Genomic DNA, 25,467 nt, shown 5'->3' on the forward strand with positions numbered 1-25,467 from the left:
CGGTGCGCCCGGGTGTCGGCGGTGCGTCGTAGCGTCGCGGCGTGCCCGAACCGATCGAGAGCTGGTGGGCCCGCCGACAGCGGTCCCGCGGCGCCGAGGTGCCCTACGCCCCCGGCGCGTACCGCGACGCCTGGGCGCGCTACCCCGTGCTCGTGCGGCAGTACCGGCCCGAGAACAACCGAGGGCTGCTGCTCAGCCAGGTGCCGCCCGCGGCCGAGGTCTGGCTGACCTGGCTCTGCGACGTCGGGCACGTCTTCGTGGCGACCCCCGACGAACAACGGCACCGGCCCGGCCGCGAGCGGCGGCGGTCGTCGTGGTGCCCGACCTGCGCCGAGCTCGCCTCGCCCCGCCGGCTGCCCGCGGTGCCGATCGACCCCGCGCCGAAGCGGCCGCGCGCGGACGGGCCCGCGGCGCCTGCCGCACCCGTCGTCGACGCGGGCGAGCGGGCGGCCCTGCTGCGGCGCGTGGGGGCGGCGGCCGCGGGGCGAATGGGCGGCACCGCGGCACGCGCCGCGGACGGCGGGCCCTCGAGGCGAACCGCAGACGGCCTGCCGTCGCGGCGTGCGGACGACAGGCCGTCACGGACCGCGGGCGACACGACCTCGACCCGCCCCTCCCCCGTGACCGCTCGCGCGCGGCGTGCGGCCCCGGCTCCCCGCCGGCCGAGCCAGCTCTGCGGCGCGACGCCCGACCTGCCCGTCGGCGAGGCGTTCTCGAGCGCGTGCGCACCGCCTCCGGCGTCCGCGGTCGAGCAGGAGCTCCGAGCCGACCTCACGGCCGCGATCACCTTCACGGCAGGGGTCAACGCCGTGCGCATCGCGCGGCCCTTCTTCGACCACGTCGAGGCCTGGCCCGACGTGCTGCTGCCCGAGCTGCGCGTCGCGGTCGAGTACGACTCCACGGGCCGGCACGGCCTCGAGCACGTCGGCCACCGCGAGGAGGCGGACCGCCGCAAGGACCGCGCGCTGCGGTCCGCCGGGTGGGAGGTCGTGCGCGTCCGCACCGGCGGGCTCGAGGCGCTCGGGCCGCACGACCTCGTCGTGTCGGGCCTCACGAAGAGCACCGTGCCGCAGCTGCTCGACGTGTTCCGCGCCGTGCGCGGCGACCTCTACGTCGACGCCTGGCTGCGCTGAGCACGCGCGCCGCACGTGCGACGGGCGGACGAGTTGCCCCAGAATGCCGCTCCCGCGCGAGCCGAGCGACCGTTCGGGGCAACTCGCGCAGCCGCACGACGCGCCGGCGCGCGCCGGCGTCGCGTCAGCCCCGGAGCGCCACCGCCTCGCTGCGCCAGCGGTCGTAGGTCCGCCACGGGTCGTCCGACCCGGCCCGCAGCGCGGCGGCGTGCTCGATCAGCTCGGGGGCGGCCGTGAACCACTCGGTGCGGCCGAACCGGTGCTCGGCGAACTGCACGTGCCGGCGGTGCTCGACGAGGCGGTCGCCGCGCTCGAAGGCGAGCAGCTCGTCGTGCCACAGCCGCGCGAGCCGTCGTCGCGGCTCGGACGAGGTGCCGATCTTGACGCGGTCGTCGAAGCGCAGGTAGTAGACGACGTCGACCCGGGGAGGCGGCAGCTCGCCGTCCGGGGAGTCGCCGTGCCGCCACTCGCACACCGCGCAGAGCCAGCCCGAGGGCCAGTGCACCCCGAGCCGCGACCCGCACGCGACGCACGGCGAGGGCAGCAGGTCGGTGAGCCCGTGCTCGCGCTCCGACCAGTCGGCGGCCGCGTCGAGGTGCCGGGCGCAGAGCAGAGCCGGCGCACCGGCCTCGGCGGCCCGGGCACAGCCGTCGACCAGGCACGCCCCGTCGAGCCCCGAGGAGGCGCGGGCAGGTGTCGAGGACGCGGTCACGTCGTCACCGTAGGCCGCACCGCCGACACCGCCAGCGGCACCGACACCGGCGCCGGCCAGCGGAGCGCCGGCACCGGTCAGTCGAGTTCCTGCGCCTCTCCCCCGCCGGGTCGCACCTTGGCGGTGTCCGCGACGTCGATGCGGGTGACGCCGTCGCCGCGCTCCTCCGTCGTGATGCGCGGTGCGGCGTCGGACTCGTCCGACTTGGGCGCCCGCGTCAGCTGGTCGTGGCGCTTCTCGTCGTCGGTCATGCCCGTGGGGTCGTCGTGCCCGGCTGTGTCGCTGCTCATGCAGTCGAGGCTACGCGGGCGCCGGGACCGCCCGCCCGCCGGTCACCCTCGGCCGCGGGCTTCCACCCGCCCGGCGCCGCGCCCCCCGAACGCGGGGCGGCCAGACTGGGGCGGTGACCGACGACGACCACCGCCCTCCGGCCGCCTCCCCCTCGCCCGCCGCGGCTCCCGCGGCACGGGACGCCGCCCGCGCCGAGACCGACGCCCGCCCCGACACCGACACCGACAGCACCGCCCTCCGGCCACCGGCACCACGGCGACGCGGCTCCGGCCCCGACTCGCTCGCGGTCGTCGGGTTCGTCGGAGCCGTGCTCCTCGCGACGGGCGTGCAGATCGGCGGCACCGTGCTGCTGGTGCTGCTCTCGACCGACGGCGGCACCGGGCCGCTGCTCGCCGGGGTCGCGGGGCTCGGCCTGCTGGTGCTGCCACCGCTCGTGCTCGGCGCCGTCCTCGCCGCGTGGGACGTCCCGGCGAGCGACGCCGGGAGGCGCCGACACCGCCGGTTCCTCGCCGCGGTGCTGGGCGCCGAGGTCGCGGGAGCGGCCCTGGTGCTGGTGTCCGCGGTGCTGAGCGGGTCGCCGGCCTGGCTGCCCGCCTCCTTCGTGGCCGTCGGCGCAGTCCTGACCCTCGTCGCCCTCTGGGCCGGACCCGCCCTCGGCGAGCGCGCCGGTCGACGCGCGGCCGAGCAGGCGGAGTCGCCGACCTGGCGGCCGCCCACCCGCACCGAGGTGCGGCGGGCCGTCCGGACGGTCGCGCTCACGTTCGCGTTGACCTTCGTGCCGGTCGCGGTGGGGCTCTCGTTCGTCCCGGGCGAGGACGACGACGGCGGGGCACAGGCGCTGCTCGTCGCGGCCGGGCTGGCGTTCATCGCCGCCTCGTGCGCGTGCCTGGTCGTGTCGCTGCGGATGCAGCGGACGGTGACCAGCCTGTTCGGTCGTGACCAGGAACGCGCACGCAGGGTGGGACGAGCCGTGATGGGCCGGCGCGCCGTCGAGCTCGGCCCCGACGACGAGCGCCTCGCTGCACGCTGGGCCTCGATGAACAGGGTCGCGTACCCGGTGCAGATCGCCCAGTCGGAGCTGCTCTTCGCAGGTCTCCTCTGCCAGCAGCTGCCCCTGGCCCTGTCCGACGACGCGTGGATCGCGACCCGCGTCCTGGTCGTCGTCCTGCCCGTCGCGATGGTCGCCTTCGTGCCGCTGTTCCTCGTCCGCCACCGCCGCCTCCGCCGGTTCGCCGACGACCATGCGCACGTGCTCGACGCGACCACCCCCGAGGAGGCGCCGACCCCGTCGCCCGGGACCGGTCCGGCCTCTGAGGCGCGCCCGTGAGCGGGCCGTCCCCCACCCGCGCCGACCTCCGTCGCCGTGGCTGGCACGAGTGGCGGGCCGCCGCCCCGCGGTTCCTGACGCCGCGCCGTCGTGCGTGGCTCGTCGTCGTGGCGGTCGTGGTCGGGTCGCTCGCGGCGGTCGCGGTCGACCGGGTGCTCGTGGGCGACGACGACCTCGACTGGGCGGGAGCCCTGCGCGTCGTGGCGCCGATCAGCCTCGCCTCGGTGGCCGCCGCCCTCGGCGTCGCCGCCGTCGTCGGGGTCTCGCTGCGGCACGACCGACGCGACCTCGCCCCCGTCTCGTGGCGCGACGACCGCCTCGTGCTCGACTACTCGAGCCCCGGTGCACCCGAGCTGTCGGCGACGCTGGCACCGCGCCTCCTCGCCTCCGCCCGCAAGCAGCACGTGGGCCTGGTCGGCTCGGTGACGCTCCTCCTCGGCCTGTCCGGCGCCCTGGCCCTCGCGGTCGTCGGCGTCGTGGGCGTCATGGTCGCCGCGGGGTTCCCGGGGGTCGGCTTCGCCGGGGCGCTCGTGTCGGCGATCAGCCTGCCGTTCAGCGTCGTGACGAGCCTCGAGACGCTGGGCCGCGCCTCCGTCGCGATCGACCTCGCCACCGCGCACCCTGCCGTCGAGGAGGCGCGGACCGCCCCGGCGGACCGCTGACGGACGCCGCGCGCCGAGCCGGCGGGGCCCTCTCGACGAATTGCGTGCAACCTAGTTGCGCACAACGTGTTACAGTCGTGCTCGTGACCACGACCGCCCCCGCGACGCCCCTGCTCGACGAGCAGATCTGCTTCGCGCTCTACGCCGCCAGCCGCGCCGTCACCGCGCGCTACCGCGAGCTGCTCGAGCCGCTCGGCGTCACGTACCCGCAGTACCTCGTGCTGCTCGTGCTGTGGGAGCAGGGGCCGACGGGCGTCTCGGGCCTCGGCGAGCGCCTCCACCTCGACTCGGGCACGTTGTCGCCGCTGCTGCGACGCCTCGAGGGGCAGGGGCTCGTCTCACGCACCCGCGTCCCCGACGACGAGCGCAGCGTCCGCGTCGAGCTGACCGACGCCGGCGAGGCACTGCGGGCCTCGGCCGCCGGCATCCCGGCGAGCATCTGCGCCGCGACCGGCCTCGACGCCGCCGCGATCGCGGCCCTGACGGCCCAGGTCGGCGACCTGGGCGACAGCGTGCGCGGCGCCTCCTAGGCACGGCCACCACGACTCCTCCGACCCGACCATCCCCTCCACGAAAGAAGGACACCATGCCCACTCGCACCTCCCGCACCGCCTGGAACGGCAGCCTCGAGACCGGCGAGGGCCAGGTCGAGCTCTCGAGCTCGAAGCTCGGCACCTACGACGTCTCGTTCCCGAAGCGCGCCGCCGACGACGCCAACGGCGCCACCAGCCCCGAGGAGCTGCTCGCGGCCGCCCACTCCGCCTGCTACGCCATGCAGTTCAGCGCCGTCCTCGGCCAGGCCGGCGGCACCGTCGAGGCCCTCGACGTCAAGGCCGACGTCTCGCTCGGCCCGGACTCGGCCGGCGGCTTCAAGCTCACCGGCATCGCCCTCACCGTGCGCGGCGAGGTGTCGGGCATCGACGAGGCCGCGTTCCAGGCCGCGGCGCAGAACGCCAAGGAGACCTGCCCCGTGAGCAAGGCGCTGACCGGCGTCGACATCACGCTCGACGCGACGTTCGAGAGCTAGGCAGCAGCACCCTCCGACACCGCCGAGTGAACGAGGCACCGCCCACTTCGGCGGTGTCCCGTCCACTCGGCGGTGTTCGTCGTGGGCCCGGTGCGGCCGCGCCCCGATCTGGGGCCAGGCCCGGGCCAGTCACGAGGAGGCGGCACTCCGAACCCGAGACGACGCAGCAGCGCTCGGGCACGGACGACCGGGCGTCCCTCCACGGAAGGCCCGACGATGAACGACCACACCCGCCCCACGGCGACCCCGACCTGTCCCGGCTGCGGCGGCCGCGCCCGGCTCGTCGACAACCCGTACTACGGCTCCGGGCTGAGCGTGCACCCGTGGGTGCTCACCTGCACGGCCTGCTCGTCGTCGTCGTTCGTGGCCGACCCCGAGAGCCGTGAGCGCCGGGCGCCGTGCCCGATCCGCGGGCGGAGCGCCTGGGCCCGCCTCGTCGGGCGGCTCGGCAAGCGCTAGGCACGGCCGGGCGCCGGCCGAACGCGGGCAGCCCGCCCGCCAGGGGCGTCAGCGCAGCCGGCCCACCGCGCTGTCGTCGAGCGCGTCGAGCAGCGTCGCGACGTCGTCCCACACCTCGACGGCGCCCGCCTCGAGCAGCCCCGCCCGCGACGTCCCGCCGGTGAGGACGCCGACGCAGGCGACCCCGGCGCGACCTGCCGCCTCCAGGTCCCAGACGGCGTCGCCGACCATGACGGCGTGGTCGGCGTCGACGCCGGCCTTCTCGAGCGCTCCCTCGACGATGCCCGGGTCGGGCTTGGCGGTGTCCGCGTCCTCGGACGAGGTGACGGCCCAGAGGGCGCCCTCGACGTCGAGGAGGCCGCGCAGCACCGTGAGCTCCTCCTCGGGGGCGCTGGTCGCGAGCACGACCCGGTGCCCGCGCCGGGTCAGCTCCGAGAGCAGCTCGGTCGCCCGCGCGAAGACGTGCAGGTCGGTGTCGCCGTGGGGCAGGTAGTGGGCGGAGTGCCGCTCCTTCGCCTCGTCGCCCCGCGCCTCCGCGACCTCGTCGCCGAGCAGGGTCGAGAGCAGCAGCGACGAGTCCATCCCGATGCCCTGGTGGATCCGCCAGCTGTCGACGGGGTGCCCGATGTCGGCGAAGGCCTTCGACCAGGCGTCGACGTGCGCGTAGTTCGAGTCGACGAGCGTCCCGTCGATGTCGAAGAGGACGGCGGTGACGGGAGCGGAGGAGGCGGGGGTCGGGTCGGTCATGCCCCCAGCCTGTACCTGCAGGGACTGCACCGTTCGGGGTGCGCCCCGCGCCGGCGCCCGGGCCAGGTCCGAGCAACCCACGCCCTGCGCCCGCACCCCACGCGAGCGACTTGCCCCCGATGGTCGCGTCCCCGGCCCCGAGGCGGCCGTCCGGGCCGGATCGTCGCCGCGGGCGGGCGCCGTGCTGGGCGCCGCCTCCGAGCTCGCTGGGAACCTGGCGACCCGGCAGGCGTTGGCTGCTCGCATGACTACGTACGGAATCATCGGAGCAGGCAACATCGGCAGCCAGGTCGCCCGGGCCCTCATCGAGCACGGCCACGACGTCGTGATCAGCAACTCGCGCGGTCCCGAGACCCTGAGCGACCTCATCGACGACCTGGGCGAGAAGGCGCGCGCCGCGACGGCCGAGGAGGCGGCGGAGGCCGGCGAGGTCGTGGTCGTCACCGTGCCCCTGAAGAACTACGAGCAGGTGCCCGTCGCGCCGCTCGCCGGCAAGGTCGTCATCGACACGAACAACTACTACTTCGAGCGCGACGGCCACATCGCCGCCCTCGACAACGGCCTCGACACCGTCTCGGGCATGCTGCAGCGCCACCTGCCCGAGAGCAAGGTCGCCAAGGGCTTCAACCACATCATGGCGAAGGACATCACGACGGACGGCAAGCCCTCCGGCACCGAGGGCCGCCGTGCCCTCGCGACGTCGAGCGACTTCGAGGAGGCCGCCGAGCTCGTGCAGCGCCTCTACGACGAGCTCGGCTTCGACACCGTCAACGTCGGGCCGCTCAGCGAGAGCTGGCGCGTCGAGCGCGACCAGCCCGCCTACGTCGTGACGCAGACCCGCTCGGAGCTCGTCGCGAACCTGGCGAAGGCCACGCGCGCCACGGCGACGAACGAGCCGGCGCCGCACGCCGACGAGGCGTAGCCGCCGCTCGTCCCCGGGGCGCGACCCGCGCCTCCTGGGGTGCGACCCGCGCCCCACGACGAACCCCGTTCCGTTCACCGAACCACGTTGCTCCGTGGTTCGGTGAACGGAACGGGGTTCTCTGCGTCTGGGCCGGCGCCCGCTCGGACCCTCAGGTCAGAACGGCACCCCGCACCGCAGCACGACGTTGGCGAACGGGGTCGCCTCGCCCGTGCGGACGAGCAGCCGCGCCCGGCCGCTCAGGGCCTTGAGCTCGTCGTGCGTCACGTGGTCGACCTCGTCGAACCGGGCCGCGATCTGCTCGCCCGCGAGCGTGCCGACGCTCTCGTCCGCCGCCGTGCACGCCTCGAAGACGGCGTCGGCCAGCAGGGCGTCGAGCACCGCCGCGAACGGCGGCAGGCCGTGCACGACCGCGAGGTCGACGACCGGCACGCCGACCGGCAGGGGCAGCCCGCAGTCCGCCACGACGACGAGGTCGCCGTGGCCGAGCCCGCTGATCGCCGCGTTCAGCTGGGCGTTGAGGATGCCGCCGCGCTTCACGCCGTCACCTCGATCGCCGTGACCTGCTCGTCGGTTCCGGGCAGGTCGTCGTCGAGGCCCGGGTACGAGGGCTGGGTGCCCGCGGTCGTGACCGAGTAGGCGCCGACGCGCACCGCCTCCTGTGCCGCCTCGAGCAGGGACGACCCGCTCGCGAGCGCGGCGCTCAGGGCGCCGACGAAGGCGTCGCCGGCCCCGGACGAGTCCACGGCCCGCACCCGCGGGGACGGCACCGACCACGAGCCGGAGGCGTCCGAGACGAGGGCGCCCGCGGCTCCCCGCGTGAGCACGACGGAGGCCGTGCCCAGCGCGCGCAGCTCGGCGACGACGGCCGCGTCGGCCGTGTCCGCGCCGGCCGAGGAAGCGTCGGACGAGGAGGCGCCGGTCGAGGAGTCCGACGACTCCCGTCCCGCGAGGCGCCCCGCCGCGTCGGGCGCGATCATCTCGAGCAGCAGCCGCCCCTCGTGCTCGTTCAGCACGAGGGGGTCGGCCAGGCGCACGACCTCGGCCGACACCGCCACGACCGGGGCGAGGTTGAGCACGAGGCGCCCCGTCGCCAGCCGTGCCGCGCGCTCGATGCCCGAGACGGGGATCTCGCCCTGCAGCACGACCACGGCGGCGCCGGAGACGACCTCGGAGTGGCGGGCGACCGCCTCCTCGTCCACCGACGCGTTGGCGCCGGGCACGACGACGATCGTGTTCTCGGAGTCGGAGCCGACGGTCACCACGGCGAGCCCCGTGGGCCCCGCGGCGACGCCGACCCGGCCCACGTCGACGCCGCTCGCGACGAGCAGGGGCAGGGCGGCCTCGGCGTGCACGTCGTCGCCCACCGCCCCGACCATCGTCGTCGCGGCGCCCCGGCGGGCCGCCGCGACGGCCTGGTTGGCGCCCTTGCCGCCGGGCAGCAGCGTCATCGACGTGCCGATCAGCGTCTCGCCGGGCAGGGGAAGGCGGTCGGTCGTCACGACCTGGTCGACGTTGATCGACCCGACGACGACCACCTCAGCGGAGCGGGGCATCAGGAGAAGTCACCCACGTTCTCCTTCGTGACCGTGATGACCTCGACGGCCTGGTCGGACGGGCCGTCGTCGCCCTCGCCGCCGTCGATCGCCTTGACGGCCTGGTCGACGGCCAGCGCGCCGAGCTCGCCGGGCTGCTGCGCGATCGTGCTCGAGAGGGTGCCGGCCTCGATGGCCTTGAGGCCGTCCTCGGTGCCGTCGAAGGCGGCGACCTTCACGTCGGTGCCGGCGCGCGACCCGAGGGCCTGGATCGCGCCGAGGCCCATCTCGTCGTTCTCGGCGAAGACGCCGACCGCGTCGGGGTGCGCCTGCAGCAGGTTGGTCGTCACGTCGAGGGCGGTCGCGCGGTCGAAGTTCGCCGTCTGCTGCGCGACGACGGTGATGCCGGGGAACTCGGCGATGCCCTTGGTGAAGCCCTCGCCGCGGTCGCGGCTGGCCGAGGTGCCGGCGACGCCCTGCAGCACGATGACCTCGCCCTTCTCGCCGATCGCCTCGGCGAGGGCCTTGGCGGCCTGCTCGCCTCCGGCGACGTTGTCGCTGGCGACGAACGAGGCGACGTCGGCGCCGTTGACCGCGCGATCGACCGCGACGATGGGCACGCCGGCGTCGTTGAGCTGCGCGGCGGCGGGGCCGGCGGCGTCGCTGTCGACGGCGTTGAGGATGACCGCGTCGGCGTTCGAGGCGGCCGTCGCGAGCTGGTTGCTCTGCGTCGCGGAGTCGTTCTGCGCGTCGACGACCTGCAGGTCGACGCCCTTCTCGTCGGCCTCGGCCTGCGCGCCGTCGCGCAGCTCGACGAAGAACGGGTTGTTGAGGGTCGACAGCGACAGGACGACCGTGGGGCGGTCGGCCTCCCCTGCGGGGGTGCGGTTGCAGCCGGCGGTGCCGGTGGCGACCACGGCGACGATCGCGGCGACGGTGGCGGCCTTGCGGAACGAGGAAGACTTCATCGTGTGTCCTTCGGTGGGGGTTCGGGTGATGCGGTGAGGGTCGGGAGGGTCAGGGGGAAGAGCGGGAGGAGGCGCGGGCCGGGGAGGCGCGGGCCGGGTCGAGGAGGCGCGGGTCGGGGCGGGCGGGCGCCCGGCGGCCTACGAGCTGCGCGTCTTGCGGCGCAGCACGTCGACGCCGACGGCCAGGGCGATGACGAGGCCGATGACGACCTGCTGCCAGAACGACGTCACGTTGAGCAGGTTGAGCCCGTTGCGGATGACGACGAGCACGAGGGCGCCGATGACGGTGCCCGAGATGCGGCCGACGCCGCCGGCGAGGCTCGCGCCGCCGATGACGACGGCGGCGATCGCGTCGAGCTCGTAGCCCGCCGCGGCCTGGGGCTGGGCCGAGTCGAGGCGGCCGGCGAGCAGCAGCCCGGCCAGCGCGGCGAACAGGCCGGCGAGGCCGAAGACCGTGACGACGATGCGCTTGACGGGCAGGCCCGACAGGCGTGCCGCCTCCGCGTTGCCGCCCACGGCGTACATGGTGCGGCCGACGACGGTGCGGTTGAGGATGAACGACGCGATCGCGGCGGCCACGACGAGCACGATGACGGGCACCGGCACGGGGCCGACGTTCCCGCCGAGGAACGACACCGCGGCGGGGGTCGAGATCGGGCGCCCGTCGCTGACGACGAGCGTGAGCCCGCGGGCCACGCTGAGCATGGCGAGCGTGGCGATGAACGACGGCAGCTTGCCGTAGGCGCTGGCGAACCCGTTGACGAGGCCGGCGACCAGGCCGGTCGCGAGGCCGACCACCAGGGCGAGCCCGCCGGGCAGGCCGGCCGTCGCGAACGTCCAGCTCGACACCATCGCCGAGAGCGCGGCGACCGAGCCGACCGAGAGGTCGATGCCGCCGGCGACGATGACGAACGTCATGCCGAAGGCGAGCACGGCGACGGTCGACACCTGGATGCCGATGTTCAGCAGGTTGCGGCCCGTGAGGAAGTCGGGCGTCGCGATGAAGAGGGCGAGGCAGAGCACGACGAGCCCGACGAGGGCGCCGTTGGCGGCGAGGAACGCCTTGATGTCGAAGGAGCGTCGCTGCGCCTTCACGGTGGTGGTGGTCATGGGTGTCTTCCTGCTCGGGTGGAGGTCGTCGGGTCGTGGTCGGGGAGGGCGGCGTCAGGCCGCGTCGGCGCCGGGGAGGTCGCGGGCGGCGAGGGTCATCAGCGCGTCCTGGGTCGCGTCGGCGGCGGCGACCTCGCCGGCCACGACGCCGTCGCGCATCACGATGATCCGGTCGCTCATGCCCATCACCTCGGGCAGTTCGCCGCTGACCATGACGACGGCGCCGCCGGCGGCCGTGATGCTGTTGACGAGCTCGTAGATCTCGACCTTCGCGCCGACGTCGACGCCGCGGGTCGGCTCGTCGAGCAGCAGCACCGTCGAGCCGGCGATGATCCAGCGGCCGAAGACGGCCTTCTGCTGGTTGCCGCCGGAGAGGGCGCCGATCGGCTGGTCGATGTCGCGCATCCGGATGCGCAGGCGCGCGGCGACCTGCTCGGCGCGCTCGCGCTGTCCCGCGAAGTCGACGAGGCCGCCGCGGGCGCTGGAGGCGAGGGTCGCGTACCCGAGGTTGTCGTTCACGGAGGCGCCCAGCACGAGGCCCTGCGCCTTGCGGTCCTCGGGCACGTGCCCGATCCCCGCGGCGATGGCGCCCGCGACGTCGCCCTTCTTGAGCACGCGGCCCCGCACGCTGACGGTGCCGGCGGAGTAGCGGTCGACGCCCGCGATCGCCCGGATCACCTCGGTGCGCCCGGCGCCGACGAGCCCCGCGATGCCGAGCACCTCGCCGGCCCGCACGGTGAACGACACGTCGCGGAACGCGTCGCCGGTCAGGCCCGAGACGACGAGCACGTCGTCGGCGCCCGTCCCGGCGCCCGTGCCGCGCGGGTACTGCTCGTCGATGTCGCGGCCCACCATGAGGCGGACGAGCTCGGGCTCGGGCGTCGACGCGGGCACCTCGGCGACGAAGCGGCCGTCGCGCAGCACGGCGACGGTGTCGCCGATCTCGGCGATCTCGTCGAGGTGGTGGCTGATGAAGAGCATGCCGACGCCTCGGGCACGCAGCTGCGCGACGACGGCGAAGAGCTGCTCGGTCTCGTGCCGGGTGAGCGCCGCGGTGGGCTCGTCGAGGATGAGGATGCGCGCGTCGATGCTGAGGGCCTTGGCGATCTCGACCAGCTGCTGGCGGGCGATGCCCAGCTCGGCGACCTTCGTGTCGACGTCGACCTCGAGGCCGATCAGCTCGAGCGCGGCACGCGCGCGGCGCTTCAGCTCACGGCGGTCGACCATGCCGAAGCGGGTCGGGAACCGCCCCATCATCACGTTCTCGGCGACGCTGAGCGACGGCACGAGGTTGAGCTCCTGGTGGATGGTCGCGATGCCGAGCTTCTCCGCCGCGAGGGTGCCGGGCAACGAGACGGGCTCGCCGTCGACGAGCACGCGGCCGCCGTCGGGCTGGTACACGCCGGACATCATCTTGATGAGGGTCGACTTGCCCGCGCCGTTCTCGCCGAGCAGCACCTGCACCTGGCCGGCGCGCACGTGCACGGTGACGTCGTCGATGACCCGCACGGGCCCGAACGACTTGCTCACGTGGTCGAGGGTGAGGAGGGGACGATCGTCGCTGATCGAGGTGGTCATGGTCAGTTCCTGCCGAGGGGTCGGGACGGGGTGGGGACGGGAGAGGACGAGGAGGCGCGGACGACGAGCTCGCTCGGCAGCGTCACCGAGTCGGGACGCCGTCCCGCGATGACCTCCTGCAGCAGCTCGACGGCGCGGCGCCCCATCTCGTCGACGCTGTGCGCGATGACGGTGAGCGCCGGGTTGAGCAGCGAGAACCACTCGACGTCGTCGAAGGCCACGACGGCGACGTCCTCGCCGATGCGGAGGTCGAGACGGTGCAGCATGGCGACGGCGCCGACGGCCATGAGGCTGTCGGCGGCGAGGATGGCGGTCGGCGGCTCGTCGAGGCTGAACAGCGCGTGGACGCCCTCCGAGCCGCTGGCGCTCTGGAAGTCGCCGAGGTGGACGAGGTCCGGGTCGTCGCTGAGGCCGCTCTCGGCGACCGCGCTCGTCCACGACTCGAGCCGCTCGCGTCCCGTCGAGACGCTCTGCGGGCCGGCGATGTAGCCGACGCGCGCGTGGCCGAGGTCGGCGAGGTGGCGGACGGCGGCCCGGATGCCGGGGCCGCTGTCGGTCGTGACGCTCGGCACGTCGACGCCGGGGATGGTGCGGTCGACGAAGACGGTGGGCACGTCGCGCGTGAGCAGGGCGTCGATGCTCGCGGAGTCGCCGCCCTGCGGGGCGACGATGACGCCGTCGACGCGACGCGAGATGAGGGTGTCGAGGTAGCGGTCCTGCTGCTCGCGGTTCTCGTTGGCGTTGCCGAGCAGCGTCACGTAGCCGAGCTCGAGCAGGCCCTGCTCGATGGTGTGGGCGAGGTCGGCGAAGAACGGGTTGCGCACGTCGGAGACGAGCAGCCCGACGGTGTCCGACCGGGTCGAGCGCAGGGCCCTGGCCTGGGCGTTGGGCCGGAAGTCGAGCTCGCGCACCGCCTGCTCGACGAGCTCGCGCGCACCGGGCGACGTGGCGGGGTTGCCCGACAGCACGCGCGAGACGGTCGCCGGGGAGACCCCGGCGCGCTGGGCGACGTCCTTGATCGTGACAGCTGGCATCGGCCACTCCGTTGTGAGCTCGTGAGGTGCGGCGGGCGGGGCCCGCGTCGTGGAATCGATTCCATGGAACCGATTCCACGACGGTAGCCGCGAGCGCCCCCGCTGTCAACACGACCGTGACGACCAGTCCGAGCGGGACTCGCGGATCGTCCACGTCGACCCTCGCCTGCATCCGATATGTCCGATGGGCTAGGGTCGGCGCATGATCGTCGCCCTCGTCGCCGCCTCCCTGGCAGCCCTGCTGCACGTCTACATCTTCGTGATGGAGTCGTTCCTCTGGACGACGCCCCGCGTGCGGGCGACCTTCGGCGTCACGAGCGACGCGCAGGCCGAGCACACCGCGCCCCTCGCCCTCAACCAGGGCTTCTACAACCTGTTCCTCGCGATCGTCACGGCCGTGGGCGTCGCACTGGTCGTCGCCGGCGACCCGGGCAGCGCCTCCAGCGCCTTCAGCGCGTCCCCCTCGGGCAACGCCCTGATCGCGGCCGGCGCGGGCTCGATGCTCGCCGCCGCCCTCGTGCTGGTGATCAGCGACCGCACGAAGGCGCGCGCCGCGGCCGTCCAGGGCGCCCTGCCCCTGGTGGCGCTGCTGGCGCTGCTCGCCTGGGCCGCCGCGTAGCACGCGGGCGCCGCGCACTACCCTGGGCTCGTGACCGACGCGACCACCGCCTCCTCGGTCGACGCCCCCGCCGCGTCGACCACCCACTGGACCCTGACCCTCGTCTGCGACGACGCTCCCGGCATCGTGCACGCGATCAGCGGAGCGGTCGTGGAGGCGGGCGGCAACATCACCGAGTCGGCCCAGTTCTCGAGCCACGACACGGGCACGTTCTTCATGCGGCTGCAGGTCGAGGCGCCCGGCGAGCGGGCGGCCTTCGAGGCCCGGCTCGCCCCGGTCGTCGAGCGCTACGGCATGCAGCACGAGCTCGACGTGGTCGGCCGCCCGACCCGCACCCTCGTGCTCGCGAGCAAGGCCGCGCACTGCCTGAACGACCTGCTGTTCCGGCAGCGGGCCGGGCAGCTGCCGGTCGAGATCCCCCTCGTGCTCGCCAACCACCCCGACCTCGGCGAGCTCGCGGAGTTCTACGGCACGCGCTTCGAGCACCACGCCGTCGTCGACGCCGACACGAAGGCCGCGTTCGAGGCGCGCGTGCTGCAGGTCGTCGACCGCTACGACATCGAGCTCGTGGTGCTCGCGCGGTACATGCAGATCCTCAGCCCCGAGCTCTGCGCGGCGCTCGAGGGCCGGGCGATCAACATCCACCACTCGTTCCTGCCCGGGTTCAAGGGCGCCAACCCGTACCGCCAGGCGCACGCCCGCGGCGTCAAGCTGATCGGCGCGACGGCGCACTTCGTGACGAGCGACCTCGACGAGGGCCCGATCATCGAGCAGAACGTCGTCCGGGTCGACCACACCCGCAGCGCCCCCGAGCTGATGGCGATCGGCCAGGACGAAGAGAGCCGCACGCTGACCCAGGCCGTCCGCTGGTTCGCCGAGAACCGGGTGCTGCTCGACGGCGCCCGCACCATCGTCTTCCGCTGACCCACACGCGCGGCGCCGCTGCCGCCGTCTCCGCGCGGAACACCCCGAAGTGGGGGGGGGGCCCCCCCCCCCCCCGGGGGGGGGGGCCCGCCGGGGGGGGGGGGGGGGGGGGGCCCCCCCCCGGCGGGCGGCCGCGGGGCCCCCCCCCCCCCCCCCCCCCCCCCCGGGGCGGCCCCCCCCCCCCCCCCCGCGGGGGCCCCCCCCCCACTCCGGGGTGCGGCAGGGCGCCGCGCAGCCGATCGGCGGCCGTACGCTGGCACCGTGACCCCGATCGACCCCGCGACCGACCGCCGTCCGTCGGCGGACCGCCGCCCGGGGGCCTTCGCCCTGCTCCGGTTCGCGGTCGAGCTCGTCGCCCTGTTCTCGTTGGCGCTCTGGGGCTGGCTCGCCTGGGACAGGCCGTGGCCCGCCCTCGCGTTCGTCGTCGGCGCGCCCGGCTTCGCGATCGTGGTCTGGGCCCTGTTCCGCTCGCCGCGCGCCGTGGTGCCGACCGACCGCGTCGGCCGCAGCCTCGTCGAGATCGCGGTCATGGGCGCCGCCGCGGTCGCCTGGGCGCAGCTCGGCCACCCGGTCGTGGCCGTCGCCTTCGCCCTCGTCGCCGCCGTCACCGGCGTCGTCGCCGCACGCCGGGAGGACCGCGCATGACCACCACCCTCGTCGCGAACGCCCACGCCGTCGACGCCTCGGGCGAGACCGAGGGCTTCTGGATGCTCCTCGACGGCGACCGCATCGCCGCGACCGGCAGCGCCGCCGACCGCACCTGCCCCCTCGAGGCGCCGGGCCGGCACCACGACGGCCGAGACGGCCTGGGAGGCGCCCTCCCCGCCGCCGACACCGTGGTCGACCTGGGCGGTGCGCGCCTCACCCCGGGCCTCGTCGACCTGCACAGCCACGGAGGCGGCGGTGCCAGCCACGACGGAGGTCCCGACGAGATCGAGCGCGGCCTGGCACTGCACCGGTCGCACGGCACGACCCGATCGCTGGTGAGCCTCGTCGCGAACCCGATCGACCGCCTCCGTGGCTCGATCGAGGCGATCGCCGAGCTGCGCCGACGCGACCCGCTCGTGCTCGGCGCCCACCTCGAGGGGCCGTTCCTCGCGCCGCACCGCAAGGGCGCGCACGCCGAGCAGCACCTGGCCGTGCCGTCGCCCGAGAACGTCGACGCGCTGCTCGGGGCCGCGCCCGGGACGGTACGTCAGATCACGCTCGCTCCCGAGCTGCCGGGCGGGCTGGACGCCGTCGGGCGGATCGTGGCCGCAGGCGCCGTCGTCGCGATCGGCCACACGGAGGCGGACCACGCCCTGGCCGTCGCCGCCTTCGACCGAGGCGCCACGATGATGACCCATGCGTTCAACGCGATCGCGGGCATCGGGCACCGAGAGCCGGGCCCCGTGGTCGCGGCGATCAGCGACGAGCGGGTCACGATCGAGCTGATCCTCGACGGCGTGCACGTGCACCCCGAGGTCGTGCGCATGGTGTTCGCGTCGGCACCCGGCCGCGTCGCCCTCATCACCGACGCCATGTCGGCGGCGGGCTCGGCCGACGGCGACTACCTGCTGGGCGAGCTGGCCGTCACCGTGACCGACGGCGTCGCCGTGCTGTCGGGCACCGACACGATCGCCGGCTCGACCCTGACGCAGGACGCGGCCCTGCGCCTCGCCCTCTCCGCGGCCGGGCAGACGCCCGTCTCCGCCGTCGAGGCCCTCACCCTGACCCCGGCCCGGGCGATCGGCGAGGCGGACCGCCTCGGGCTGCTGGCCCCGGGCTACGTCGCCGACGCCGTCGCCTGGACGGACGACTGGCACGTCTCGCGGGTCTGGGCCGCCGGCCGGGAGCTGACCGACGGTCGGTGAGCCCGCCACGGCTCAGGAACGCGCCGGGCTCGGGTCCTGACCGGTGCACGCGGGTTAGGAGCGCTCCCCCTGAGCCGTGCGGGCTCAGGACCGGTGTTCCTGAACGTTGAGAGGGACACCACACCACGCGCAGGTGCGGGGCGGCGGCGCCGGGCGGCGAGCGGCGGGCGGCGAGCTAGAGCGTGCGGCCGGCGTTCGCGTCGAGCCAGGCGCGCGGGTCGACCTGCGTCGAGCCGCCGATCAGCACCTCGAAGTGCAGGTGCGCCCCGGTGGCGACGCCGCTGCGACCCACGAGGCCGACGAGCTCGCCCACCGCGACCTGCTGCCCGACGACGAGCGGGCTCGAGCCGACGACCATGTGCGCGTAGAGCGTGCTGACCTTCTGCCCGTCGATGACGTGGTCGATGACGGCGTACTGCCCGAACTGGGCGTGCAGGCCCGACGTGCGGACGGTCCCGGCGGCGACGGCGCCGATCGGCGTGCCGCTGCCCGGGGTCATGTCGAGCCCCATGTGCATGCTCGAGCACGCGGCGCACGGAGCCGCGCGGGGGCCGAAGCCCGAGCTGAGCACGACGGTGCCCGGGAACGGCCAGCGGATGTCGCCGGTGCCCGAGTTGACGATGGTGCCGCCGCCCGCGGCGACCCCGCCGCTGCGGGTCGACGTCGCGTTCGACGTGCCGGACGCCGTCTCGGACTCGACCACGGGCGGGGGCGGCGGAGGCGGCGGCGGCGCGTCCTTGACGACGAACGCGTCGCGCTCCGAGACGGTGAGCACGACGAGCGAGGCGGCGAGCGTCTGTCCGGGCACCGGAGCGGCGGCCGACGTCTGCACGACCGTGCCGCCGAGGTCGCTCGCGGTCGCGGGCGTCACGTTCGACGAGAAGAAGAGCGCACTGGCGACGAAGGCGAGGGCGGGGACGGCCGCGGCGCGGAGACGGCGGGCGGCCTTCGAGGCGCGCACCCGGGGGTCGGGCTTCGCGGCGGCGCGAGCGGTCGAGGAGGCGCGGGCCGAGGACGCGCGGGTCGAGGAGGCGCGGGTCGAGGACGCGCGGGTCGAGGAGGCGCGGGTCGCCCCGGCAGCGACAGGCACCCGACGCGGGCGGACGGCCACGGTCGCCCGGCCCGACGACGCGGCCGACACGGGATCTGCCGACGCGGCAGGAGCGGACTCGGGAGTCGCGATCGCCGCAGGTGCGGCCTCGGCGGGCACGGTCGCAGCAGGCGCCGCCGCAGCAGGGTTGGCCACGGAAGGCACGGTCTGGCCGGCGAGCGCCGCGCGCTCCAGCGCCAGCGCCTCGCGGCGGGTCAGCGGGGCCGGGGTCTCGACCGGAGCGGCGTCGGACGCGCTCACGGGGCCGTCACGAAGGGGCCGGGGGTGTCGATCACGGTCCTCCTCGCTCCACGGGTCCCGACGAGTGTAGGACAGCCGCGCCCGTGGCACCAGGGGCCACGCCCCGGTCGCGGGCCAGCGGACGCGGCCCCGGGGTGCGTAGTCTCGTGGCACGGAGATAGGTCATGACCGGACGGGACCACCGCCTCCGGCCGGACGGAGGGCACGCATGGGCAAGCTGATCACCGACGGCGCCGTGCCGAAGCACGAGCAGCTGCGGTCGATCCTGCAGCGGCTCGCGGCGGACGACCTGCCCGCCGGCGCCGCGATCCCGAGCGAGCGCCAGCTCATGGTCGAGCACGGCGTCAGCCGCATCACGGTGCGCCAGGCGGTCGGGCAGCTCGTGTCCGAGGGGTGGCTCACGCGGGTCAGGGGCAAGGGCACGTTCGTGGCGCACCGGGCCGTGCAGTCGACCCTGCACCTCGCGTCGTTCACGAGCGAGATGACCGCGCTCGGCCACCGCCCGAGCACCGTCGTCCTGGTGCGCGACGAGTGCGTGCCCGAGCCCGAGACGGCCGCGGCGCTGCGGCTCTCCCCCGGCGAGACCGCCCTGCACGTCAAGCGCCTGCGGCTGGCCGACGGCGAGCCCGTCAGCATCGACGACGCCTGGTACCCGTCGGCTCGGCTGCCCGGCCTGCTCGAGCGCGACCTCAGCCTCTCGCTCTACCGGCTGCTCGCCGACGAGTACGACGCGCCCGTCACCCGGGCCACGCAGACGGTCGCGGCGCGGGAGGCGCAGGCCGACATCGCGACGCTGCTCGGCACCCGGGACGGCTCGCCGGTTCTCTACTTCGACCGGGTGTCGTTCTCGGGCGACGAGCCGATCGAGCGCTCCGAGAGCTGGTACCGGTCGGACCGCTACCGGGTGACGATGCAGGTGTCGTCGGCCGCGGAGCCGGCGGCGCCCCCGACGGCGTCCGCCCCGGAACGGGAGCCGGCGACCGCCTCCTGAGCGCGAGCGGACGCCGTCGGGCGACCCGCGCCTCCTCGGGGCCCTCGTCAGCCCGCTCCGAGCAGGCGGACCGGCCCTGGGAGGCGGCGCGTCAGAACTCGAAGAGCGCCGACCGCACCTCGACGTCGCTGCCGACCGACTGCTGCGGCACGCTGTCCGGCGCGCTGTCGAGCACGACGACGGGGCACACGGCCGAGTACCCGGCCGCCGCGACGACCGTCGGGTCGAACCGGACGACGACGTCGCCGGCCGCCACCGCGGCGCCCTCGGCGATCGCGAGCTCGAAGCCCTCGCCGCCGAGCTTCACCGTGTCGATGCCCACGTGGACGAGCAGGCCCGTGCCCGACTCGTGCACGACGGCGAACGCGTGCGGGTGCAGCTTGACGACCTCGCCGTCGACGGGCGAGACGACGTCGACCAGTCGACCGCCCGCAGGAGGCGCGCTCGGCTCGATCGCGACGCCCGCTCCCACGAGCTGGCCGGCGAACACGGCGTCGGGCACGTCGGCGAGCGACACGACCCGACCCGTGACGGGGGCGAGCGCGACGGTCACGGCAGGAGGTCGTTGATGTCCTCGGCGAGCGAGTCGGCGATCGTGCCGACGATCACCTGGACGCTGCCGCCGGCACGGACGACCGCGGTGGCGCCCGCGGCCTTGAGCGCGGCGTCGTCGACCAGGCTGAGGTCCTTGACGTCGGTGCGGAGGCGCGTGATGCAGCCCTCGATCTCGTCGATGTTGTCGGCGCCGCCGAGTCCGTCGATCATGGCCTGTGCTCTCGACATGAGCTGTTCTCCTTCGTCGTGGGGCTCGGACGCCGGACGCGGCCCGGGGGCCGGAACGGCCCTCCCAGTTGACACCACGGACGGGTCTGAGGAAACTACCACTCACTGGTCATGACCGGACAGGACCGGCCGACCCGCACCTCCTGCCCCAGGGCCCCGCCCGCCCCGACGACCCGTCGTGGCGAGGCCCTGTCGCACGACGCTGTGCACCGACGAGAGGACCCCTCATGACCACGACCGAGACCACGGCGACCACGCCGAAGAGGGGCTCCGCGGCGTTCGCCGTGCTGCAGCGCCTCGGCCGCAGCCTCATGCTGCCGATCGCGGTGCTGCCCGCCGCCGGGCTGCTGCTGCGCCTCGGCCAGCCCGACCTGCTCGGCGCCATCCCCGGCTTCGAGACCGGCGGCTCGGTCATCAGCGCGGCGGGCAACGCCGTCTTCACCTGGCTGCCGCTGATCTTCGCCGTCGGCATCGCCATCGGCTGGGCCAAGAAGTCGGACGGCTCGACGGCCCTCGCGGCGGTCGTCGGCTACATGGTCATCGACGGCGTCTTCACCGCCATGTCGCCGCTCGTGCTCGCGGGCGAGGAGACGGCCACCGGCGACCCCGCCGTGATCGACTACGGCGTGCTCGGCGGCATCGTGATGGGCCTGCTCTCGGCGATGCTGTGGCAGCGGTTCTACCGCACGAAGCTGCCCGACTTCCTCGGGTTCTTCTCGGGCCGCCGCCTCGTGCCGATCCTCACGGCCGTCACCGGCCTCGTCGTCGGCGTCGTGATGTCGTTCATCTACCCGCTCTTCAACTCGGCCCTCACCTGGATCGGCACCGCGGTCGCCGCGAACGACGTCGTCGGCGGCGGCGTCTTCGGCGTCGTCAACCGACTGCTGATCCCGACGGGGCTGCACCACATCCTCAACAACGTCGTGTGGTTCCTCGTCGGCGACTTCACCGGCGCCGACGGCAAGATCTACCGCGGCGACCTGACCCGGTTCTTCCAGGGCGACCCCACGGCCGGCGTCTTCATGACCGGGTTCTTCCCGATCTTCATGTTCGCCCTGCCCGCCGCGGCCCTCGCGATCTGGCGCCACGCCCGCCCCGAGAAGAAGAAGCTCATCGGCGGCATCATGCTCTCGACGGCGCTGACCTCGTTCCTCACCGGCATCACCGAGCCGCTCGAGTTCTCGTTCATGTTCGTCGCCTGGCCGCTGTACATCGTGCACGCCGTGCTCACCGGCACGTCGATGATGCTCGTGAACGCCCTCGACATCCACACCGGCTTCTCGTTCTCGGCGGGCCTGATCGACTACGTGCTGAACTTCAACATCTCGCAGAACTCGATCTGGCTGATCCCGATCGGGCTCGGCTACGCGGTGATCTACTACGTCGTCTTCAGCTTCGTGATCAAGAAGTGGAACCTCAAGACGCCCGGCCGCGAGGACGACGACGTCTCGGCCGAGTCCGCCGACGCGGCGACGAAGGCCTGAGGCATGGAGATCGTCATCGTCCGCGACGCCGCCGAGGCGGGCCGCGTCGCCGCCCTCAAGATCGCGTCGGTCGTGCAGCGCGACCCCGAGGCCGTGCTCGGCCTCGCGACGGGGTCGTCGCCCACCGGCATCTACGCGTCGCTCGCGGCCCGGGTGCAGGCCGGAGAGCTCGACTTCTCGCGCGCCTCCGGGTTCGCCCTCGACGAGTACGTCGGCATCCCGCTCGAGCACCCCGAGAGCTACGCCTCGGTGATCCGCCGGGACGTCGTCGAGCCGCTCGGCATGGACCCGTCGCGCGTGCGGGTGCCCGACGGCCGCGCCGACGACATCGAGGCCGCAGCGGCCGACTACGAGCAGGCGATCGCCGCGGCCGGGGGCGTCGACATCCAGATCCTCGGCATCGGGGCGAACGGGCACATCGGCTTCAACGAGCCGACGTCGTCGTTCGCGTCGCGCACCCGCATCAAGACGCTGGCGCCGCAGACCCGCGCCGACAACGCGCGGTTCTTCGACGACCCGTCGCAGGTGCCGACGCACTGCATGACGCAGGGCCTCGGCACCATCCTCGACGCCCACGAGGTCGTGCTGGTGGCCGTCGGCACGGCCAAGGCCGCGGCCGTCGCCGGCATGGTCGAGGGGCCGCTCTCGGCGATGTGCCCGGGCAGCGCCCTGCAGCTGCACCAGCACGCGACGATCGTGGTCGACGAGGAGGCGGCGTCACAGCTCTCCCTCGCCGACTACTACCGCTACACGTACGCGAACAAGCCGGAGTGGCAGCGCTTCGAGCACTGAGCCCGGTGCGGGTGGGGCGGGGCTCGGGCACGGGCGGGGCACGGGTTCGGGCACCGTTCCGGAATGTGCGTACTGAACGACGCCGAGGCTCCTCGCACCGTTCAGGAGTGCGCCTCCTGAACGACGCTGAGGCCCCTCACACGATTCAGGACGCCGCCGCGCCGACTTCCTGAACGGTGCACGGTCCAGGAACCTCGCTCCCTCCCCCGCGCGGATCAGGGAGCAAGTTCCTGAACGAGGGAGCGAGGGAGCGAGGGCAGGCCCGCAGGAGGCGCGGCGTCAGCCCCGCAGGTCCGGGAAGTCGGCGTCGCGCCACTCGGCCGCGAGGCGGTCGCCCGACCGGGCCGCCGCCTCCTCGCGCTCCCGCAGCTCGACCCGGCGGATCTTGCCCGAGATCGTCTTGGGCAGCTCGTCGACGAACTCGAGCCGGCGCACCCGCTCGTAGGCCGGCAGGCCCGTGCGGGCGTGGGCGAGCACGGCGCGGGCCGTCTCGGCCGACGGCTCCCACCCCGCGGCGAGCGTCACGTAGGCCTTGACGACGGCGAGCCGCACGTCGTCGGGCGCCGGCACCACCGCCGACTCGGCGACGGCCGGGTGCTCGATCAGCACGCTCTCGACCTCGAACGGCGACACCTTGTAGTCGGACGACTTGAAGACGTCGTCGGTGCGCCCGACGAAGGTGATCATGCCGTCGGCGTCGCGGGTGGCGACGTCGCCGGTGTGGAACAGCCCGTCGCGCTGCGACTCCGCCGTGCGCGCCTCGTCGCCGAGGTACCCGGCCATGAGGTTGACCGGGCGCACCGTGAGGTCGAGGCAGACCTCGCCGACGTCGCCGACCTCGCCGGTCGCGGGGTCGACCAGCACCACCTCGACGCCCGGCAGCGGGTGCCCCATCGACCCGGCCCGCACGACCGACCCCGGCGGGTTCGCGACGATCGCCGTCGTCTCGGTCTGGCCGTACCCGTCGCGGATGTCGAGGCCCCACGCCTGCTGCACGCGCGAGATGACCTCGGGGTTGAGGGGCTCGCCCGCCGAGAGCGCCTCGCGCAGGGCGACCGGCCGCTCGCCGAGCGACGACTGGATGAGCATGCGCCAGACGGTCGGCGGGGCACAGAACGAGGTCACCTCGGCCCGGTCGAGCTGCTCGCGCAGGGCGGCGGCCGAGAAGCGGGCCTGCTCGTGCACGAAGACGGTGGCCTCGGCGGTCCACGGCGCGAAGAAGAGGCTCCACGCGTGCTTGCCCCAGCCCGGCGACGAGATGGTCAGGTGCACGTCGCCGGGACGCACGCCGATCCAGTACGTCGTCGTGAGGTGCCCGACCGGGTACGAGGCGTGGGTGTGCACGACCATCTTGGGCTTGCTCGTCGTGCCCGACGTGAAGTAGACGAGGCAGGGGTCGCTCGTCGCGGTCACGACGACGGGAGCCGTCTCGGAGGCGCGGCGCGAGTCGTCGAACGACGCCCACCCCGGGTGCTCCCCGCCCACCACGATCCGGCCCACGCCCGGCGCGATGTGGTCGAACTTGGGGGCGTCGGCCGCGTCGGCGACGACGTGCCGGACGAGGCCGCGCTCGACACGGTCGGCGAGGTCGTGCGGCGCGAGCACGACCGACGTGGGCAGGATCACCGCACCGATCTTCATGATCGCGAGCATCGCCTCCCACAGCTCTACCCGGTTGCCGAGCATCAGCATGACGTGGTCGCCCTTCGCGACCCCGCGCTCGACGAGCCACGAGGCGACCTGGTCTGAGCGTCGGCGCATCTCGTCGAAGGTGACCCGGTGGTCGACGCCGTGCTGGTCGACGATCCAGAGCGCGACGCGGTCGTTGTCGCGGGCGATCACGTCGAACCAGTCGACGGCCCAGTTGAACGAGTCGCCGACGTCGGGCCAGCGGAACGCCGCCCGGGCGGCGGCGTGGTCGCCGGCGTGCGCCGCCAGCGAGTCTCGGGCGGCACGGAACGCGGCGGTGGACGACTTCTCGGCGACGGGGACCATGTGCCCATGATGCTCGCCCGCCCATGCCGGGCGCGGCATGCGGGCTGCGCCGCGCCCGGCTCCGGCGCGTCCGACTCTGACGCGCCCGCCCGTCGCTCGCGATGCACCCGGTGCTCGAGGGCGGGTGTTCCGGGCCGAGGGCGGGTGGGCGCCGACCCGCCGTCGGCCCGGAAGACCCGCCCTCGGCGGCGAGGTCCGCGCCTCTGGGAGGATCGGGGGATGAACGACCGCACGCGCGCCTCCTCGTCCTCGTCGGCCACGTCCGGGCAGGCCGGGCGGGCGGGGCGGGCCGGGCGGCGGGTCGCGCTCGAGATCGCGGTGACCTCGCTGGGCGGAGCCCGCACCGCGCTGGCCGGCGGCGCCGACCGGGTCGAGCTCTGCACCGCGCTCGAGATCGGCGGCGTCACCCCGTCCCAGGGCCTGGTGGAGGCGGTGGTCGCGACGGGCGTCCCGGTGCACGCTCTCGTCCGGGCGCGCGGCGGCGACTTCGTCTACGACGACGCCGACCTCGACGTCATGGACCGCGAGGTGCGCACGCTCGTCGCCGGCGGCGTGGCCGGCGTCGTCGTGGGCGCGCTGCGCGCGGACGGCTCGCTCGACCTCGACGCCGTGGCCCGGCTGGTCGGCGCCGCCCGCGAGGCCGCGGCCGGGCGCTCGGCCGACTTCGGCGGCGCGCGCCTCGACGTCACCGTGCACCGGGCCGTCGACCGCGCCGCCTCCCCCGTCGACGCGGTGGCCGCGCTGGCCGGCCTGGGCGTCGACCGCGTGCTCACCTCGGGCGGCGCGTCGCGGGCGGGCGACGGGCTCGCCGCGGGGGTCCTCGCCGAGATGGTCGCCGCGGCCGGCACGGTCGAGGTGATGGCCGGGGGCGGCGTGCGCGTCGACGACGTGGCCGCCCTCGTGGCGGCGGGCGTGTCCGGCGTGCACTTGTCGGCGTCGACCACGGCGTCGACGTCCTCCGAGCTCGACGGCGGAGACGGGGCGGGGCTCGTGTCGCTGGGGGCGGCCGGCGCGAGCGACGCGTACGCGGTGACCGACGCCTCCGTGGTGCGGGCGGCGCGGGCGGCGGTCGACGCCGCGGTCTGACGCAGGCGGCGCGGCGCCGGCACGGGGTGCGGGCGAGTCCGTCGGGGACGGGCCGTCGTCACCGCCCGCCCGCGACGGACTCGC

At 74.8% G+C, this 25,467-nt stretch carries 28 protein-coding genes; 15 read left to right on the forward strand and 13 right to left on the reverse strand.

What is annotated here, in order from left to right; translation table 11 throughout:
- The first annotated feature begins 41 nt into the window (after positions 1-41).
- Complete coding sequence (locus FHR78_RS08470; protein ID WP_166760086.1) at positions 42-1,133, forward strand: hypothetical protein; 1,092 nt, start codon at positions 42-44, stop codon at positions 1,131-1,133.
- A gap of 124 nt (positions 1,134-1,257) precedes the next feature.
- On the opposite strand, the gene FHR78_RS08475 is transcribed toward FHR78_RS08470, so the two are convergent.
- Both FHR78_RS08475 and FHR78_RS08480 read right to left on the reverse strand, forming a co-directional pair.
- On the reverse strand, positions 1,258-1,845 hold the full coding sequence (locus FHR78_RS08475) for a GIY-YIG nuclease family protein (protein ID WP_432207147.1): 588 nt from the start codon (positions 1,843-1,845) through the stop codon (positions 1,258-1,260).
- A 77-nt stretch (positions 1,846-1,922) separates the two neighbouring features.
- On the reverse strand, positions 1,923-2,135 hold the full coding sequence (locus FHR78_RS08480; protein ID WP_166760087.1) for a hypothetical protein: 213 nt from the start codon (positions 2,133-2,135) through the stop codon (positions 1,923-1,925).
- 113 nt (positions 2,136-2,248) lie between these two features.
- On the opposite strand from FHR78_RS08480, the gene FHR78_RS08485 reads away from it, so the two are divergent.
- From FHR78_RS08485 to FHR78_RS08500, 5 genes are all read left to right on the forward strand, one after another.
- The gene (locus FHR78_RS08485; protein WP_166760088.1) at positions 2,249-3,463 is read left to right on the forward strand and encodes a hypothetical protein; all 1,215 of its coding nucleotides are present in this window, start codon (positions 2,249-2,251) and stop codon (positions 3,461-3,463) included.
- On the forward strand, positions 3,460-4,125 hold the full coding sequence (locus tag FHR78_RS15150) for a hypothetical protein (RefSeq protein ID WP_243862272.1): 666 nt from the start codon (positions 3,460-3,462) through the stop codon (positions 4,123-4,125). Before FHR78_RS08485 ends, FHR78_RS15150 begins: the two co-directional genes overlap by 4 nt.
- An 83-nt stretch (positions 4,126-4,208) precedes the next feature.
- Positions 4,209-4,655, forward strand: coding sequence for a MarR family winged helix-turn-helix transcriptional regulator (locus FHR78_RS15155; RefSeq protein WP_347878120.1), 447 nt, complete (start codon positions 4,209-4,211; stop codon positions 4,653-4,655).
- A gap of 56 nt (positions 4,656-4,711) precedes the next feature.
- Complete coding sequence (locus FHR78_RS08495) at positions 4,712-5,152, forward strand: OsmC family peroxiredoxin (RefSeq protein ID WP_166760089.1); 441 nt, start codon at positions 4,712-4,714, stop codon at positions 5,150-5,152.
- Positions 5,153-5,368: 216 nt separating this feature from the next.
- Entirely contained in the window at positions 5,369-5,611 is a 243-nt protein-coding gene (locus FHR78_RS08500) for a hypothetical protein (RefSeq protein ID WP_166760090.1), read from the forward strand.
- Between the two features lie 48 nt (positions 5,612-5,659).
- Here the strand turns inward: FHR78_RS08500 and FHR78_RS08505 are convergent, their stop codons facing one another.
- Positions 5,660-6,358: an HAD family hydrolase gene (locus tag FHR78_RS08505; RefSeq protein ID WP_166760091.1), complete on the reverse strand. Its 699-nt coding sequence runs from the start codon at positions 6,356-6,358 to the stop codon at positions 5,660-5,662.
- A 244-nt stretch (positions 6,359-6,602) separates the two neighbouring features.
- On the opposite strand from FHR78_RS08505, the gene FHR78_RS08510 reads away from it, so the two are divergent.
- Positions 6,603-7,280 (forward strand): NADPH-dependent F420 reductase, encoded by a 678-nt coding sequence (locus FHR78_RS08510; protein ID WP_166760092.1) that lies wholly within the window; start codon positions 6,603-6,605, stop codon positions 7,278-7,280.
- A gap of 156 nt (positions 7,281-7,436) precedes the next feature.
- Here FHR78_RS08510 and rbsD read toward each other — a convergent pair whose 3' ends face one another.
- The 6 genes from rbsD to FHR78_RS08535 all read right to left on the reverse strand — a co-directional run bounded on the left by rbsD (position 7,437) and on the right by FHR78_RS08535 (position 13,505).
- Positions 7,437-7,820: a D-ribose pyranase gene (rbsD, locus tag FHR78_RS08515; protein WP_166760093.1), complete on the reverse strand. Its 384-nt coding sequence runs from the start codon at positions 7,818-7,820 to the stop codon at positions 7,437-7,439.
- Positions 7,817-8,836 (reverse strand): PfkB family carbohydrate kinase, encoded by a 1,020-nt coding sequence (locus tag FHR78_RS08520; protein WP_166760094.1) that lies wholly within the window; start codon positions 8,834-8,836, stop codon positions 7,817-7,819. Before FHR78_RS08520 ends, rbsD begins: the two co-directional genes overlap by 4 nt.
- Positions 8,836-9,783 (reverse strand): substrate-binding domain-containing protein, encoded by a 948-nt coding sequence (locus FHR78_RS14860; protein ID WP_208393041.1) that lies wholly within the window; start codon positions 9,781-9,783, stop codon positions 8,836-8,838. Before FHR78_RS14860 ends, FHR78_RS08520 begins: the two co-directional genes overlap by 1 nt.
- A 138-nt stretch (positions 9,784-9,921) precedes the next feature.
- Positions 9,922-10,893 carry an ABC transporter permease gene (locus FHR78_RS14865; protein WP_208393042.1) on the reverse strand — a complete coding sequence of 324 codons (972 nt, stop codon included), beginning with the start codon at positions 10,891-10,893 and terminating at the stop codon, positions 9,922-9,924.
- A gap of 54 nt (positions 10,894-10,947) precedes the next feature.
- The gene (locus tag FHR78_RS08530; RefSeq protein ID WP_166760095.1) at positions 10,948-12,471 is read right to left on the reverse strand and encodes a sugar ABC transporter ATP-binding protein; all 1,524 of its coding nucleotides are present in this window, start codon (positions 12,469-12,471) and stop codon (positions 10,948-10,950) included.
- A 2-nt stretch (positions 12,472-12,473) separates the two neighbouring features.
- On the reverse strand, positions 12,474-13,505 hold the full coding sequence (locus tag FHR78_RS08535; RefSeq protein ID WP_166760096.1) for a LacI family DNA-binding transcriptional regulator: 1,032 nt from the start codon (positions 13,503-13,505) through the stop codon (positions 12,474-12,476).
- A 202-nt stretch (positions 13,506-13,707) separates the two neighbouring features.
- Here FHR78_RS08535 and FHR78_RS08540 point away from each other — a divergent pair, with 202 nt between their 5' ends.
- From FHR78_RS08540 to FHR78_RS08555, 4 genes are all read left to right on the forward strand, one after another.
- Positions 13,708-14,124, forward strand: coding sequence for a DUF1304 domain-containing protein (locus tag FHR78_RS08540; protein ID WP_166760097.1), 417 nt, complete (start codon positions 13,708-13,710; stop codon positions 14,122-14,124).
- Between the two features lie 30 nt (positions 14,125-14,154).
- Positions 14,155-15,048 (forward strand): formyltetrahydrofolate deformylase, encoded by an 894-nt coding sequence (gene purU / locus FHR78_RS08545; RefSeq protein WP_166760098.1) that lies wholly within the window; start codon positions 14,155-14,157, stop codon positions 15,046-15,048.
- A 261-nt stretch (positions 15,049-15,309) separates the two neighbouring features.
- A complete protein-coding gene (locus tag FHR78_RS08550; RefSeq protein WP_347878121.1) occupies positions 15,310-15,693 on the forward strand; it encodes a YrdB family protein in 384 nt (127 codons plus the stop codon).
- The gene (locus FHR78_RS08555; RefSeq protein ID WP_166760099.1) at positions 15,690-16,901 is read left to right on the forward strand and encodes an N-acetylglucosamine-6-phosphate deacetylase; all 1,212 of its coding nucleotides are present in this window, start codon (positions 15,690-15,692) and stop codon (positions 16,899-16,901) included. Before FHR78_RS08550 ends, FHR78_RS08555 begins: the two co-directional genes overlap by 4 nt.
- A 175-nt stretch (positions 16,902-17,076) precedes the next feature.
- Here FHR78_RS08555 and FHR78_RS15625 read toward each other — a convergent pair whose 3' ends face one another.
- A complete protein-coding gene (locus FHR78_RS15625; RefSeq protein WP_166760100.1) occupies positions 17,077-18,252 on the reverse strand; it encodes a peptidoglycan DD-metalloendopeptidase family protein in 1,176 nt (391 codons plus the stop codon).
- A gap of 208 nt (positions 18,253-18,460) precedes the next feature.
- Here FHR78_RS15625 and FHR78_RS08565 point away from each other — a divergent pair, with 208 nt between their 5' ends.
- Complete coding sequence (locus FHR78_RS08565; RefSeq protein ID WP_166760101.1) at positions 18,461-19,243, forward strand: GntR family transcriptional regulator; 783 nt, start codon at positions 18,461-18,463, stop codon at positions 19,241-19,243.
- Between the two features lie 91 nt (positions 19,244-19,334).
- Here FHR78_RS08565 and FHR78_RS08570 read toward each other — a convergent pair whose 3' ends face one another.
- Together FHR78_RS08570 and FHR78_RS08575 are read right to left on the reverse strand one after the other, a co-directional pair.
- Positions 19,335-19,796, reverse strand: a complete 462-nt coding sequence (locus tag FHR78_RS08570) for a glucose PTS transporter subunit IIA (RefSeq protein ID WP_166760102.1) — start codon at positions 19,794-19,796, stop codon at positions 19,335-19,337.
- A complete protein-coding gene (locus tag FHR78_RS08575) occupies positions 19,793-20,026 on the reverse strand; it encodes a glucose PTS transporter subunit EIIB (RefSeq protein ID WP_166760103.1) in 234 nt (77 codons plus the stop codon). Before FHR78_RS08575 ends, FHR78_RS08570 begins: the two co-directional genes overlap by 4 nt.
- Before the next feature lie 227 nt (positions 20,027-20,253).
- Between FHR78_RS08575 and FHR78_RS08580 the strand changes: the two genes are divergently transcribed.
- Both FHR78_RS08580 and nagB read left to right on the forward strand, forming a co-directional pair.
- A complete protein-coding gene (locus FHR78_RS08580; RefSeq protein ID WP_166760104.1) occupies positions 20,254-21,510 on the forward strand; it encodes a PTS transporter subunit EIIC in 1,257 nt (418 codons plus the stop codon).
- Positions 21,511-21,513: 3 nt separating this feature from the next.
- On the forward strand, positions 21,514-22,302 hold the full coding sequence (gene nagB, locus FHR78_RS08585; protein WP_166760105.1) for a glucosamine-6-phosphate deaminase: 789 nt from the start codon (positions 21,514-21,516) through the stop codon (positions 22,300-22,302).
- 279 nt (positions 22,303-22,581) lie between these two features.
- Here the strand turns inward: nagB and FHR78_RS08590 are convergent, their stop codons facing one another.
- On the reverse strand, positions 22,582-24,297 hold the full coding sequence (locus tag FHR78_RS08590) for an AMP-binding protein (RefSeq protein WP_166760106.1): 1,716 nt from the start codon (positions 24,295-24,297) through the stop codon (positions 22,582-22,584).
- Positions 24,298-24,516: 219 nt separating this feature from the next.
- On the opposite strand from FHR78_RS08590, the gene FHR78_RS08595 reads away from it, so the two are divergent.
- Complete coding sequence (locus FHR78_RS08595) at positions 24,517-25,383, forward strand: copper homeostasis protein CutC (protein ID WP_166760107.1); 867 nt, start codon at positions 24,517-24,519, stop codon at positions 25,381-25,383.
- The last annotated feature ends 84 nt before the right edge of the window (positions 25,384-25,467 follow it).

It is taken from the genome of Frigoribacterium faeni, from assembly GCF_011761235.1.
Taxonomy (GTDB): domain Bacteria; phylum Actinomycetota; class Actinomycetes; order Actinomycetales; family Microbacteriaceae; genus Frigoribacterium; species Frigoribacterium faeni_A.